The sequence below is a fragment of the Pirellulales bacterium genome (assembly GCA_036499395.1).
GTDB lineage: Bacteria > Planctomycetota > Planctomycetia > Pirellulales > JACPPG01 > JACPPG01.
This window is the reverse complement of sequence record DASYDW010000121.1, coordinates 28,878-43,220: the sequence shown is the minus strand read 5'-3', so window position 1 is coordinate 43,220 and position 14,343 is coordinate 28,878. Positions and strand designations below refer to the sequence as shown.

10 protein-coding genes are annotated in these 14,343 nt (G+C 58.3%); 6 read left to right on the top strand and 4 right to left on the bottom strand.

Annotated features, from left to right (window positions below):
• Positions 1 to 73 precede the first annotated feature (73 nt).
• Both VGN12_22275 and VGN12_22270 read left to right on the top strand, forming a co-directional pair.
• The gene (locus VGN12_22275; protein HEY4312191.1) at positions 74 to 2,476 is read left to right on the top strand and encodes a molybdopterin-dependent oxidoreductase; all 2,403 of its coding nucleotides are present in this window, start codon (positions 74 to 76) and stop codon (positions 2,474 to 2,476) included.
• Positions 2,477 to 2,486: 10 nt separating this feature from the next.
• A complete protein-coding gene (locus VGN12_22270) occupies positions 2,487 to 3,173 on the top strand; it encodes a TetR/AcrR family transcriptional regulator (protein HEY4312190.1) in 687 nt (228 codons plus the stop codon).
• Here the strand turns inward: VGN12_22270 and VGN12_22265 are convergent.
• The 3 genes from VGN12_22265 to VGN12_22255 form a co-directional block, all read right to left on the bottom strand.
• Complete coding sequence (locus VGN12_22265) at positions 3,170 to 5,980, bottom strand: beta-1,3-glucanase family protein (protein ID HEY4312189.1); 2,811 nt, start codon at positions 5,978 to 5,980, stop codon at positions 3,170 to 3,172. The two genes, VGN12_22270 and VGN12_22265, sit on opposite strands and share 4 nt — an antisense overlap.
• Positions 5,981 to 6,248: 268 nt before the next feature.
• Positions 6,249 to 7,643, bottom strand: coding sequence for an FAD-dependent oxidoreductase (locus VGN12_22260; GenBank protein ID HEY4312188.1), 1,395 nt, complete (start codon positions 7,641 to 7,643; stop codon positions 6,249 to 6,251).
• Between the two features lie 71 nt (positions 7,644 to 7,714).
• Positions 7,715 to 8,173 carry a DUF417 family protein gene (locus VGN12_22255; GenBank protein ID HEY4312187.1) on the bottom strand — a complete coding sequence of 153 codons (459 nt, stop codon included), beginning with the start codon at positions 8,171 to 8,173 and terminating at the stop codon, positions 7,715 to 7,717.
• 799 nt (positions 8,174 to 8,972) lie between these two features.
• On the opposite strand from VGN12_22255, the gene VGN12_22250 reads away from it, so the two are divergent.
• The 4 genes from VGN12_22250 (at position 8,973) to VGN12_22235 (ending at position 13,485) form a co-directional block, all read left to right on the top strand.
• Positions 8,973 to 9,689 (top strand): hypothetical protein, encoded by a 717-nt coding sequence (locus VGN12_22250; GenBank protein ID HEY4312186.1) that lies wholly within the window; start codon positions 8,973 to 8,975, stop codon positions 9,687 to 9,689.
• Between the two features lie 104 nt (positions 9,690 to 9,793).
• Complete coding sequence (locus VGN12_22245; GenBank protein ID HEY4312185.1) at positions 9,794 to 10,684, top strand: hypothetical protein; 891 nt, start codon at positions 9,794 to 9,796, stop codon at positions 10,682 to 10,684.
• Between the two features lie 63 nt (positions 10,685 to 10,747).
• Positions 10,748 to 11,683 carry a hypothetical protein gene (locus VGN12_22240; protein HEY4312184.1) on the top strand — a complete coding sequence of 312 codons (936 nt, stop codon included), beginning with the start codon at positions 10,748 to 10,750 and terminating at the stop codon, positions 11,681 to 11,683.
• Positions 11,684 to 12,126: 443 nt separating this feature from the next.
• Complete coding sequence (locus VGN12_22235; protein HEY4312183.1) at positions 12,127 to 13,485, top strand: DUF4375 domain-containing protein; 1,359 nt, start codon at positions 12,127 to 12,129, stop codon at positions 13,483 to 13,485.
• 63 nt (positions 13,486 to 13,548) lie between these two features.
• Here the strand turns inward: VGN12_22235 and VGN12_22230 are convergent, their stop codons facing one another.
• The gene (locus tag VGN12_22230; protein HEY4312182.1) at positions 13,549 to 14,229 is read right to left on the bottom strand and encodes a type 1 glutamine amidotransferase domain-containing protein; all 681 of its coding nucleotides are present in this window, start codon (positions 14,227 to 14,229) and stop codon (positions 13,549 to 13,551) included.
• Positions 14,230 to 14,343: the final 114 nt, after the last annotated feature.

The window sequence follows — 14,343 nt, the reverse complement described above, 5'->3', positions numbered from 1 at the left end:
TCCAATTCGTTCCTGCGGCCTGAGTCCGTTTCCATTCGATTCGCTCCCGAAGTCTTCTGCTGAGGAGTGCGATATGCCTGGCCATGACGCAACGAATTCCCAGGATGACGTGTCCCGGCTTACAAAAAATGCTGCGGATGTCGGCGGCACGCACCACACGGCCTGCATTCTGTGCAGCTTGAACTGCGGCATCGAGGTCGCTGCGGTCGATGGCCATTTGTTGCGGATTCGCGGAGATCGCGCACATCCGATGTCGCAGGGTTATACCTGTCAGAAAGCGTTGCGATTGGATTACTATCAGAACGGCCGCAGTCGGATAACGCGCCCCTTACGTCGCGCAGCGGACGGGACCTTCGAAGAAATCTCGTGGGCGACGGCCATTGCCGAAATTGCCGCCAAGGCCCAGTCGATTCGCGCCGCACACGGTGGCGACGCTTTTGCGTATTATGGCGGCGGCGGGCAAGGGAATCATCTCGGCGGGGCCCATAGCACCTCGCTGCGGGTCGCACTCGGCACGCGCTACGTCTACACGGCGTTGGCGCAAGAAAAGACGGGCGGCTTTTGGGTCGACGGGAAACTTTTCGGCGATCAGGCCTGCCATCCGACTGAAGACGTTGAGCACGCCGATTTTTTGCTTGTGATCGGCGCGAATCCCTGGCAGTCGCACGGTTTCCCCCGTGCGCGACTCGTGCTGCAGGAGATCGCCAAAGACCCGCGTCGAAAGTTGGTCGTGGTCGATCCGCGCCGCACCGAGACGGCGGAACGTGCCGACGTGCATCTGGCCGTGCGACCCGGTGGCGATGCCCACCTGCTGCTGGCGATGCTAGGGACGATTGTGCAAGAGAGACTGGTCGATCGGCAGTTCATCGCCGCGAGAACCGTCGGCTTCGCCGAAGTCGAGGCGGTGCTGCAAGCGATCCCGGTCGACGATTACGCCCGCGAGGCAGGGCTCGATCCGCACGCCGTGCGCAGCGTGGCCCGCGATTACGCGCAGGCTGAGCGGGCATGCATCCGCACCGACTTGGGGCTTGAGCATTCAACGCATAGCACGCTGAATACTTATCTGGCCAAGCTCTTGTTTCTGATTACGGGCCATTTCGGCGAGCCTGGCACGAATGTGTTTCACTCTGCCGTCGCGCCGCTCGTCCGGCATTCCAAGGATCCGAGCGAAGGGGGAAGAACGACCAAAGTCACCGGCGCGCAGGAGATCGCCGGGCTCTATCCGCCGAATGTGCTGCCGCTCGAGATCGACAACGATCATCCGCAGCGTATTCGCAGCGTGTTCGTGGAAAGTGGTAATCCGCTGATCACCGGCGCTGACACGCGCGCCTATCGGAAGGCGTTTAATAAGCTGGAGCTGCTGGTCGTAATCGACGTCGCCTTGACCGAAACGGCGCGGCTGGCGCATTACGTGCTGCCGGCGGCGACGCAATTCGAGAAATACGAGGCGACGTTCTTCAACCTAGAGTTCCCCGCGAATTACTTTCATCTCCGGCGACCGGTGTTGGCGCCGGCCGGAGAATCTTTGCCCGAGCCCGAGATCCATCGTCGCTTGGCCGTAGCCATGGGTGCGTTGCCCGATCGTTTTCCCTGGCTGCGGAAAGTCGCGAAGATTGATCGCATGTTTCCACGGTTGCGGTTGTTTCCCCTGGCGCTGGCGCTGACGCTCAAGCGGCGACCAAAGCTGCGGGCTCATTTGCCGCTGGTGCTACACGAGACGCTAGGAAAGGCATTACCCAATGGTGCGTCCGCAGCGGCGCTAGTCTGGGGCCTGTGTCAGAATTTTGTCCGCCGTTACGGCAAGGCTTGTGTCGAGCGGGCCGGCATCAAAGATCAGGGGGCCGGATTAGCCGAGGCGCTGTTTCAAAAAATCCTACACAGCCCGTCAGGCACGCTCGTCAGCATGCATGAATATGAGGACACGTGGTCTCTGCTAAAGCATCCCGACGGACGAATTCAGTTAACGATTCCCGAATTGTTGGCTGAAGCGCGATCGCTGGCGCTGATCGACTCCGCTTGTCGGGCTCCGGGTGCGGCAGATTTCCCGCTCGTGCTGCAGGCGGGCGAGCGGCGGAGCTATAACGCGAACACGATTTATCGCGAAGCGTCATGGCGCAAACAGGATCCAGACGGCGCTCTGAAGGTGCACTCGACAGACGCCGCGCGATTGGAGTTGGAGGACGGCGGTCGCGCGTGGTGCGAATCGTCACGGTCCGCAGTTTGCGTACGCGTAGAAGTCACCGACGAGGTCCGCCCGGGACTTGTCTCACTACCGCATGGCTTCGGAATGTACGAAGGGGGCCCTGGCGACGAATCACGGAACGGTCCGGCGATCAATTTCTTGACTGCCAGCGACCACTGCGACCCGCTGTCAAAGGTTCCGTTTCATAAGCACGTGCCCGTGCGGGTGCGGCCGGTCGCACCCGACGAAGAGGCGGCGGTCGGGGAAATACGTGAAAGCTTGCTAACGCCCTGAGAACCTGCCGATGGCTCGTTATAGTCCGGAACACAAAGACGAAACACGACGGCGCATGGTCGAAGCCGCCGTAACGACGTTTCGTCGCGACGGGGTCAGCGCGGCCGGCCTGAAGCAAATCATGGAGGAGTTGGGGCAGACGGTCGGCGGATTCTATCGGCACTTTCCCTCGAAATCGGACCTGGTGCAGGCAGCCGTCGAACACGGCGTCCAACAATCGCTCGACACGATGCGGATGATTCCCGAGGATGACCAGTTCCCTTGGACCGAACGCTTCACGGCCGGCTATCTCAGCAGCGCCCATTGCCAGGAGTTGGCCAATGGATGCGTCTTCGCGGCGCTGGCGTCGGATATCGCCCGCGGTGACTCAAGGGTAAAGCAGTCTTGCGAGGCAGGCCTGCAACAGTTGTGGGCCGAGCTGGGGCGCCATCTGCCGGCCAACGGAGCGCTACCGGTCGAGGAACTATGGGGCCTGGTGGCGCTGGAAATTGGCGGGCTTCTTTTGTCGCGAATGGTCGAGAGCGCCGAAACCTCGGCCGAGATCCTGGCCAGTTGCCGCCGTACGGCGCGACGAGTCTTGGGCTCGAAGCGACAGAATAAGAATGAACGCGTAAGCGTGGGACCAAGGCACAAAGCCGCGTCCAACAAACAGACGAGAGGTAAACTTTCGTCTGTTTCGAAATCGAGAAAGACCTAAAACTTCTTAGCAGGTCCCGTTTGCGTGACGCGGCCTGCCTGCGATTTCGCCTGGGCAGCTTTGGTATCCATCGCGCGGGCGATGTCGTCGAGGATCTCGTCCAGGTCGAGCAACGCCTGCGCGGCGCCCGATTCGTACTCATCGCTCTTGGGGGGCAATTCTTCGACCGGCGCCGTGCCATGCCCACCCCGGCCGAGTTGCTGAAACAGTCCGAGCGGGCCGGTTTCGAGCGAGTCAATACGTGTGACGCCACCAAACGAATTGATCGCGCCGTCGACCGGCATCCAAGGGACAGCATTCGCCCAGGATGTATAGGTCGAGGCGGGCACGTCCGTCGCGGGCAGTGCATTTTGACCCAGCGCTGAGACGTTAACCGTTTGTCCAATCGAGGAGAAATTCAAGGCATCAGTCCCCGGCAGGAAGCCGACAAACACGATGAACATGTCGCTGAACTGAGGGATGCTGTTGTCGTTGAAATCGAGTTCGATGATGTTGCCTCCGACCTCGAAGTTTTTGAACGTGAAGGTTCCGATGCCGGTCACCTGGTCCGTCGTGACGGTGTAGGTATGTAGCTGCTCGGCTTCGACGAATTGGATTCTCACCGTGGCACCGTAAGGAAGCCCCTGGTCGTTGACCGTTTCGAACGTAATCGAGTTGGTCGCGCCGAGTACGCCGGACGTCGGTTGCGCCAAGATTTCGATGTCGGAGGGGTTCGTGGGATTGTGGCTGGGCGAAGGCGTCGTGCTCCAGGGCATCAGGTTGATTTGCACGGCAGTAAAATTCGCCTGGAAGTTGGTCGAATCGCCTCCTTGATCGTCGTACGGGTATCCGTAGGCCAGGCCATTGATGCTGACGCCGGACGTCGGATTGGTGGTGCTGTTCTGATGCAAGAATCCTGCATACCAGTTCGACGTGCTATTAGGGGCGTAATACATCGGAGGCGTCTGCGCGGTGCCCGTGGCCGCGCTATCGATGTAGGTAATGGCGGGGTTTACGCCGTCGTTCAGTGCGGTGCCGACCAATTGGTAGCCGCTGCCCGACGTTAAACTGCGATAAATGTTGTACTGTGTCGGTCCATCAGCATCGCCCTGCGTGGGACCGTCTTCGGGCGTCCAAGAAAGGGTGACCTGGCCGTTGGTGGACGTGGTGGTGGCGGCGCGCTCGATGCTGGTCGTGGTTTCGCCAAAGGTATTCGTGGCGGTGATGACGTAGTAGTAGGTGCCTGCCGGGATTCCACTGCCCGCGGTGGCGGTCACGGAATTCAATGATGGTTCGGCCGCCCAGTTGTTCGGTGCGATCGTGAAGGTATCGGCAATGCCGCGATTGAATGCCGAAACGATCGAGTTCTCCAGGTCGGACAAGGTTCCTGCGTCTACGCCGGGCTCGTAGCCGCCGTCGTTAAACACACCGTCGTTGGCCATAATCATCGCTGCCGGCGATTGATCGGCATGAGGCATCCACGACGGGGCCGGCGGCGCGCCCGCGATATTCGTATTGCTGCTGAAATAAGGTTCGAAAACCAGGAAGGTCTGGCTGGGTAGCGACGTGGACGTCAGCTCGAGAACCGTATATGTGTGGCCTTCGGTCTGGTAATTCGTGTCGACCTGGCCTGTGAATGTGAAGCCGTCGCGATTGATCGTGAACGAGCCGGCGGCCGTGTAATGCGAGAAGAAACTATTGATCGCCGGATTGAAATAGGCGTTCAGCGCGTTGTAGGTGTAGCTGTTCGTGGGAGGCGCCACGCCCGGGGTAGTGCCCGTATCCGAGTAGCTGGTCGTGGTGCTGCTGCCGACCAGGCCGGCCGTTGTGGGATCGTTGGTCTGGCTGCGATAAATGTTGTATCCCGTCGCGCCTGGCGATGCGCTCCAGGTGAGATCGACGGTTGCCATCGGGGTGTTTGAACCGTTCTGCGAGTCGTTGTATGGCACGGCTTGCTGAACGTTGCTGACGGTCGTTTCGCCCGACGCGTCGGTGGCCGTCACCCAGTAGTAATAGGTGTCGCCAATCGTGAGGTTGCCATTCGCTGAATAGGTGACGGAATTCGTCACCGGCGCTTGGGTCCCTTCGATCAAGTGTTGCGGCGCGAGAATACGATAGGGACTTTCGGCCGAGATCGCTTCGTCGAATAGCGCGGCGCCGGTACCTTGAGCGGTAATGTACTGGCTATAGAGACTGAACAGGGTATCGCGATCCTGCGTGATTCCCACACCAGCGTCGGCTGGCGTGGGGGCCGACGGCGTGGTGGTGATGGTGAACGGAAAACCGACCTGGTCGACTTCAGAGAGGTCGATGTCCAGGCCGCCCGAAGTGATTGCGTATTCGAACAACCCCCAGTAATTGGGATCGTTAGTCGCCGACGGGGTCGAAATGCTGCCCGACGAGTAACTGACGGGGGGCGCGCTGCCGACGCCAATCACGATCTGTCCGCCGGTGATCAGGGTATTGGGCAGGTTGATCGTAGCGCCGTTGCCCGACAGCTCGAAAGTGAGCGCCGAAGAGCTGGTGGCGGTGTTGTAATCACCGATCGACGAGTCGTAAAAGACAAGCGTACCCGAGGCGAGCACCTGGTTCTGGTTATTGGTATAGCTAGCGGTCAACGTCCCCGAGACTTCGGCGTAAACGCCCATCGCCGCGACATCGGCCGGAATGTTGAAGGTGACGGGCACGGTCGAGGGGCACCAGCGCGGCTCGAGCGATTCGAGCGCGGTGCTGCGTGATGAGCGGCGTGCCCCTTTGTCCGTCGCGGGCCGGTTGTTTTTGCTGAAGCGCGTGGAAACGCGAGGAAGCCGCATGTCTTGTTGGTTCATGACCAGGCCCTATGAGCGAAATCGTGGCGCGCGTTTCCCGATCCACGGCCACCCCTTGTGGAGCGACCGGTGCGCGCATAATTCCTCACAAAGCTAGCTCGCCCTTGGTCGGCGCTCGCGCGAGAAAGTGCGCGAGAAAGCATCAGGCGTTGCGACCGGCGGAACCGGCACGACCGCGAATCCAGCGACGGCTGTCAGATCAGGTGGCCTGATCAAATCGCCAGATTAAATGACGCTTGGCCGCGGCACTTTCAGGCAGGGGCGACCGTTATGCGGCGTCCGGTGGCGAGGGCTGACCGGCGAACAGCATCATCAGGGCCTCGGCCGTCGTGGGATGTGGGAATATCCCCTCGCGCAAGACGGTATAGGGAAGCTTACCGAGCATCGCGACCTGGACCGCGGCGGCCATTTCGTTCGCTTCCACGCCCAGGGCAGTGAATCCCAGGATGCGATCGTCCTGGCCGATCAGAACTTTGACCATTCCACGCTGATCGCCATGCGTGAATGTGCGCAGGACGGCCGCCATCGGCATTCGCAATAGACGATAGGTCAGTCCCTGCGCCTTGGCTTCGCGCTCGGACAGGCCAACATGTGCCAATTCGGGATCGGTGAACAGGCAGTACGGGATGATGCGATTACGGGTGGTGCGGTGCCCGCCGGCCAGGTTGTCGCGCACTATGCGGTAATCGTCGTAGCTGACGTGCGTGAATTGCGGGCTGCCTGCGCATTCGCCGAGGGCCCAGATGCCGGGGACGCCGGTTTCCAATCGTTCGTTGACTTGAATGTAACCCCGCGCGTCGAGACGGACGCCGGCCTTCTCAGTTCCCAAACGATCAGTATTTGGCGTTCGACCGGTTGCGATGAGCAGGTCTGTCGCCACGATTGTTCGCAGGGCTGGCGATGTCACGGTCAATTGCACGCATTCGCCTGAACGGCCGGTAACCTTTTCGATATTGGTATCAAGCAGGACTTCAATTCCTTCGTCCTGCATGATTTGCAGCACTGCTGCCGAAAATTCTGGGTCTTCGCGTTCCAGTAATTGGCGGCCATGCTGCAGAATTGTCACGCTGCTGCCGAAGCGTCGCAGAGCCTGTGCGAATTCCAACCCAACGTATCCTCCGCCAATAATCACGAGGTGTTCTGGCAAATGATCGAGTTGCAGCGCCTCGACGTGGGTCATCGGTCGAGCGTCGGCCAGGCCGGGGACTTCCGGCAGCGTTGCTCGCGTACCGACGGCCAGGAAGATTCGCTCCGCCGTGACGACGCGCGTGCCCCCTTCGGGCAGTGCAATCTCGACTGTCGAACGATCGAGTAGCCGGGCGTGCCCCATCTGCAGTTCTGCGCCGCTGTCGTGGAAGTTCTTGTGATGAATCTCCATGAGTCCATCAATCATACGCTGCTTGTGCGCAATGACGGCCGGCATGTCGATCTTCACCAAGCCGACATTGACGCCGAACGTGGCGGCGTGATTCGCCAGCGCGGCGACCTTGGCACTGTGAATGACGTTCTTGCTGGGGAGGCAAGCGACGTTCGGGCAGGCGCCGCCCATGAGCCATCGTTCGATGACAAGCGATTTCTCTCCGTGCCTGGCGAGCGTCCAAGCCAGAAACTTGCCAGCTTCGCCACTACCGATCATCACGTTTTGATAATGCTCGATAGCCATTGTAATTTTCCCTTTATCGCTCGACGAGCGAGGTCCGGTCGGTGGATCGCGAGTGGTTCATTTCAATGAGTTCAGGTGGGACGCAAGCGCGGTGCCTGCAACGCTTCGCCTGTGGTGTAGATGGCCGCTCCCAAGAGGACGATGTCCTTCAGGACGAATTGGCCGGGCACGGTCGAGAGAGCCGGAAAGCCGCCCAGACTTGGCTCCCAGCCTGGCGTCGAGATCAGGAACGTGAGCGTGGTGAGAAACATCATGGCCGCCAGGCCGCTGCCGACAGCTGAACTTAGAGGCAACAGTGGTCGCAGGGCGATGAGCAATCCAATCGCAATTTCCACCGCGCCCAGGGCTGACGAAAAGTCGCGCACGCTCAAGACGTTATAGGCCCAACTCATCAACGGACTATTGGCCACGAGCGGTTCGATGCCCTGGGCTTCGTAGGCGGTGAACTTCATGCCTCCGATCCAGATCAGGACGATCACGAGCCCATAACGGGCGACATTCGTGCCGATCACCATCAGTAGATTTGCCATGACAGGACGCCTCCTTGAGATGCCCGGAGCGGGATTCAGAATCAGAGGAATTTCGATCGTCGACCTTGAAGATGGACGTTGCGCTGTGAATCTTCCCGCCCGCATGGTATGCGGTCGCGGCGTTGTGGAGAAGCGCGGAAATAAACATCGCTGGGCTGATCGTTCTTAAAAGACTTTTCCGCTTGCGCACCCACGATCCGTCGAAACCGGACTGCCGCGGCGCGTTCGCCGTCAACTGGCCAATTTGGACAATGGGATTCTCGTCTGCGTTCGGATACGGTCGTTGTGACAGTATCGCGCCCATCGAGTGCGACCTTCGGAATCGCTGCGGAACGAGCGGCTGTCGGTTCCTCCGATACTGTGCTCGTTCAATACAAATAGAAAGGGAAGTGTGATGCCTCGCGATCAGCGCCGATTCGAATCACCGATGGATCCGGACCAGCTAAAGTTCCTCGCGGCTATTTCGACTGAGTGGAGAGCAGAGTTGCAAAGACGGCAAGCTCAGGACGCCGAAGCGGAACGATAAAGAGGGCTAAAAGCGTTTGTCGAGTCGATCACCGCACCTGTCACGCCGGGGCTTGATCGATCCCTGACACGCGAGGAAGTCCAGACGTTTGTCAACGCGATCACGGGGCGCGGCCCATCGACGGTACGCGAAGGAAACTGGAACGCTGCAAAGCATCCACGCCGTGGCGGACCACCGAACGCCGGCTGGTGGGCCTCGACGGGTGGGAGTGGAAAGGTAGGGGATGGCCGTTCGTCGACAATCTATTCGGATACGGGGCACGCGACAGCCAGTTTGACTGCTTGGCCCCAGCCAGTCGGACATCATTGGGTACCAACCGGTGTTGTCCAGGATAAAAAAATTCGCCCACTTCTTTCCGATGAGGCCGCCCAATACGCGGCCGGTGCCTATTCGGGACCAACCAATCCTCCGCATGGAAATGTCACTGGCGGGGGAATCAAACACCCGGAGTACAGTGCGGAAGTGAAGAAACAAATGGAGCGTTACATCAAGGACAACAAGATAACCACATCAAAACCCATGACCAAGGAGCAAATGAAGCAATTCGCCGAATACATGGAGAAAGGACTTGACGCTAGAGGGAATCCTCACGAGGTCATTGGGTCGTACAACAACGCAATTAAAAAAATGCTGCCGAAGGGTGCCGCCGGCACATCAAGCAAGATGGATGATGTGTTGGCCGCGGGCCGCAAGTACATGAAGCACCGAGGTTTTCAGTCGATCGCCGCTGCTGCCGTCCTTTCGAATGTCGTTGGCGAGGTTGTCGCGGGCGAGATCAAGGGGCTGCAGGTTATGGCCGACAGCAGTTACTACAAGAATGCGCTTGCGGCACTTCAACGAGGGGACATTGGCAAGGCGCAAAATCTTCTGACCGGTGACGACAGTCTTTACACGGAGATCATCACCCGAGTCGGCGCCACGGCTGCTTTGAATTTCAAGCGACGCATTGATGAAGCATTCGATGCTGCGCAAAAGCGATCGTATGATTAATAATTCGTGATATACTAGCATGAGAGGCAGGAACTAGTCAGAAGAATCTCTGGTTAGCATTGCTCAATGCATACACGTGTGCGTTCGCACTTCGGCTCGCTCGCATGACCCCCTTATCAGAAGAACAGCGATTTCCTTCACTCGAGGAATTCCAAGGATGGTACAACCTGGGCTACGAGCGGCCCGGTGGCATTCCGGTATTGAATTCGCAGGAGGGGGTGCCGGAATTTGAGCATGGCGAGTTCTTTCATTTGTACGTGGCGGAGAATCCCTGGTTTCAGAAGCTCGTACAGCAATCGCAGCTTAAGCCGTTTGATCCTATCGCCGACCCGCCGATGTTTGTGCACAGTAGCGCCGATGATCGAACGCTCGAGGTCTACCCAGATTTTGACTACGTGACGGAAGACCTGATTCGGCGAATCCAACGGGAGTTTCTAGGGAGGCATCCATTTTGGCGCGTCGTGCTAGTTGCATACGCCCCGTCGTGCAGCATTGTGATCTATCCCGAGGTGGTTCGATTCGGCGGTTTGCCCTTGGGAGTTAATCCGTCCGATGCTCTTCGTGAGCTGCTGCCGCGGGCGATAACGGCGCAGGAAGCGATGCTCCGGCCGACGCGAGCGCAGGTCGAGTTTCTTCGACAGCGATTGCCGCACGCTCTGGACATGATACGCAACCAACCGTTCGTCGTTGTCGGCGTGCTGCAAAGTAAAACAGAGGATGACGTTCGGCTCTTTTTGATGCTTCGCGGTGCGGATGATGATTGCCTAGAGGTGCACGATCCTACTGATGCATTTGCCGGCGTCCTGCCTAGCTCTGGACGGTTTGGTATCGACGAGAATGGCACGATCATCAGCTATATCTCGATCCCGGACTCGGCCACTTTCTGCATCAAGATTTGGCATCCGCCAGTCGACTACCGCGGCCCGTTGACGATCACGAATCGGAAAACGGGCGAGAGTTATGTGTATCAGCTGAAATCTGAGGACATTACGTAAATTGTGGCTGGGGAATAAGAAACGGCCGAATTGCTTCGTATGCACTCGTGGAACAAATTGCCGATGAGCGGCGGTCGACAGTCAGAACGGGTCGTGGCGGCATTGCGGTGCTTGCGAACGTGCAATCAGTTCTTTGAGTTCGACGATCAGGAACGTGTCGTTAAGGTGGCGGTTTACCGCGCAAAGAATGCCGACGAGATTGCGGCCCACGTTGGGCAACTGCGCGACGTGCGGAACCTGATATTCGATGGGACGGACATTTCCGACAAGGGCGTGGCCGCGTTGCAGAATCTCAGCGAGGTGCGCGAACTTTCTCTGCAAAGCCCAAATGTAACTGCGGCTGGATTATCGTGCCTCGTCGGAATGAAGAAGCTTGAGCACTTGGCGCTTGATTCACCGGGGTTCGGTCGCCCCGAACTTGACACCATCTCACGAATTCAGAGTCTCAAAGAATTGGAGATTTGCGGTGGTGTTTATTGCGATGCAGACGTAGCGCCGCTGGCCGATTTGATATCTCTTGAAGAACTCGGGACGGCCGAGAATGAACGAGTTACCGGCACGTACGCTCGATTTCTAACACCGCTCGAACACCTTCTACGTCTGTCCCCGGGAGAATGGGTAACAGACGAGGGAGTGTCGTGCATTTCGCGCCTCTCCACCTTAGAAAAACTGTTTTTGGTGGGCCCCTATTCAAGCTTGGCGCTCAAACAAGTCTCGCAGCTGCATAATCTGCAAACACTGTTCATCACGTCCGATTGCGTTACCGACGCGGACATCGCAGTGCTCGCCGACCTGCCGAAACTGACATGGCTCGGATTGAGAACTCCACGTTTGACGGACGCCGGTGCGCTCCTGCTGCGTCACTGCCGCGGACTTCGATACTTGGGAATATTCCGCTCGGCACTGACGCAGACCGGCATGAAAATGCTGCAAGAGTCGATGCCGGATTGCAATCTGCAACTGGTCGAGGGCCGTCCGTCCGACGACGAAAGCTGCTGAACAGGCTGCATGCTCTTCAAGTAACTTCCTCGGCCGTCGATGCGTTACGCTATTTCGCAGGCGGCAATTTCAAGAGCCCGGGCTGGACAGGGATATACTGGCTCGGGCGCGTGGGTGCGGCCAACGAGGTTGCGCGTGACGCGATCGCTGCCGAACCTGTTGAGAAGCTTGTTTTCCCAAAGGTGTTAGATACAGTCGATGGTGTTGTGAACGTGCTCGTGCCTTCGCTCAACGACCCGACCCGGGACCGCCGAGTTTGGCGCAATGGCCGCCGGTACGACTCGCAGACGTGGGAGCCCATCGAATAGAGGGCGGAGCGCTAGACGCAGACCTTAGGGGCGATCGTTGTGAGCGGCACAGGCAAGACCAACCAAGTCGTCGAGGCGCTAAGATACCTACAAGCCCGGGACATATCTTTCTGGTTTGATAAAAAAGAGCGGGTCGTGGCGGTTTCACTCTCTGGCGATAAGGACGCCGACGAAATTGCCGCTCATATTGGTTGTCTGCACGATTTGCGCAGGTTGCAGTTCGAGAACACGGACGTGACCGATGCGGGGCTTCATCATCTAAGGTCGCTGACGAAGCTTCGAAAGCTGGAACTAGAGAATCCTCATGTCACGGGGGAGGGCCTGGCTTGCTTGGCCGGGATGACGCGTCTGCAAGAACTGAGTCTTGGCGGAGAGCAGCTTGGCGGCCGTGGGTTTCAACACCTGGCGAACCTTCGCAGGCTCGTCGAGCTGGCAATCGACTGTGGTAGATTCAGTGACGATGACTTAGCTCCACTCGCCGCGCTCGCAACGTTGGAAAGCGTGTCGGTGACGAACATTGTAAAAGTTGTTGGCGCTTTTGCCCGACATTTGTCAGGCTCGCCACGGCTGCGACGGATTGTTTGCCTGGACTGTGTTACCGACGAGGGGCTTGCTTCTATCGGCGGACTCACGAGCCTTGAATCGCTTTATCTTGAAGGTCCATTTACAGATGTAGGACTTCGACAGTTTGGCACGCTCTCGCGTTTACGGTCATTAGAAATCGCGTCCGAGCACGTAACCGGCGCTGGCGTGTCGATTGTGGGCGAACTGCTTCAGCTAGAATCGCTCTGCCTGAATACACCTTTGGTAACTGACGACGTGATTCCGTCACTCGAACGATGCCAAGGGCTTGAGCATTTGAGCTTCCGTTCACCCGTCCTGTCGGATTCAGGTTTGCAGAACATCCGTGACGTGATGCCGCGGTGCGAGGTTTTGGATCTGGTTCGGGACCACCACGAGGCTGCGCCCGAGGATGAAGATCAAAAGAACCGCGAGCGTTACGAGAGCGACACACCGTTTTTGAGCTTGCTGGCCAAGGCCAACAATTTGGACCTGTTGAACGGCACGTTTACCAAAATCGGCGACCGATATGATCACTTGGTAGACGCTTTGGCGTATTCACCGATCGAACGCGTGGTCATGCTGGTTTGGCATGTGACGGCCATCATCGGCAATGGTGGATTCGAGTATCTTTTCGGCGGCGAACTTCCGGGCGATCCAGATTTGCAGATCACGGCCGAGGCCTTCAAAGAGGCTGGCCTCGCGCGCAGCTACGAAGCCTTTCAGGAAGCATTCCGCCTGTTTCCCGGCGAAATTGTTCCGCACGATCCTGAAACGCGGTGGCAACAATACGACGCAGCGAATCGATCGGCCAGGAACGCGATCAATCGAAAGTTATGGCAGGACGACTGGGACCATCTAGTCGAGAAAAAAGTGGCCGAGTTCATCCGCCAGCATGCCGCGGAGCTTCTCTACTTGGACGATGGCGAGTAACGTAGTTCGTCTTACGCCGGCTGGGTGCGTTCAGGTCGCCTCGTCGGCCGTCGATGCGTGTTGCTATTTCGCTGCCAGTAGTTTCAAGAGCGCCTGAGCTGCCGAAGTCGAAGAGGCGGGGTTCTGGCCGGTGATGAGGCGGCCATCGGTAATCGAAAATGGTTGCCAGGGGGCAACCTTCTCGAATTTGGCGCCGAGCCGCTTCAATTCGTCTTCGACCAGAAATGGAACGACATGAGTGAGCTGCACTCCCTCTTCTTCTTCATCGGTAAAGCCGGTGACCCGTTTGTCTTTGACGAGTGGTTCGCCCTGAAATTTCACGTGACGTAGCACGCCCGGCGAGTGACATACGAGCGCAATCGGCTTCCCCGAGTTATAGAACGACTCGAGCAAGGCGATCGAGACCGGGCTTTCGGCGAGATCCCACAGCGGACCGTGCCCTCCGACATAGAACACGGTGTCGAAGTCTGCGGATTTGGCTGATTCTAACTTGATCGTATGGGCCAGCGCTTGCTGGGCCGACGCGTCCTTCTTGAAGCGAGCCATGGCCGGCGTTTGATTTCCTGGCAGGTCGCTTTTCGGGTCGAGAGGTGGCTGACCCCCATTGGGAGAAGCGAGCGTCAGGTCGACGCCGGCATCTTTAAACACAAAATAGGGCGCGGCGAATTCTTCGAGCCAGAAGCCGGTTTTGCGTCCGGTGTTTCCGAGCTGATCGTGCGACGTGAGCACCATGAGAATCTTCATTGTTGGTTTTTCCTGTGTATTGGCGAATCATGGCAGTAAGAAGCCGCCTGCGAGGCGAATTCAGTTCTACCGAAGCGTCGCAGCGATCCTTTTTTGAGGCCGATGGATGAGGAA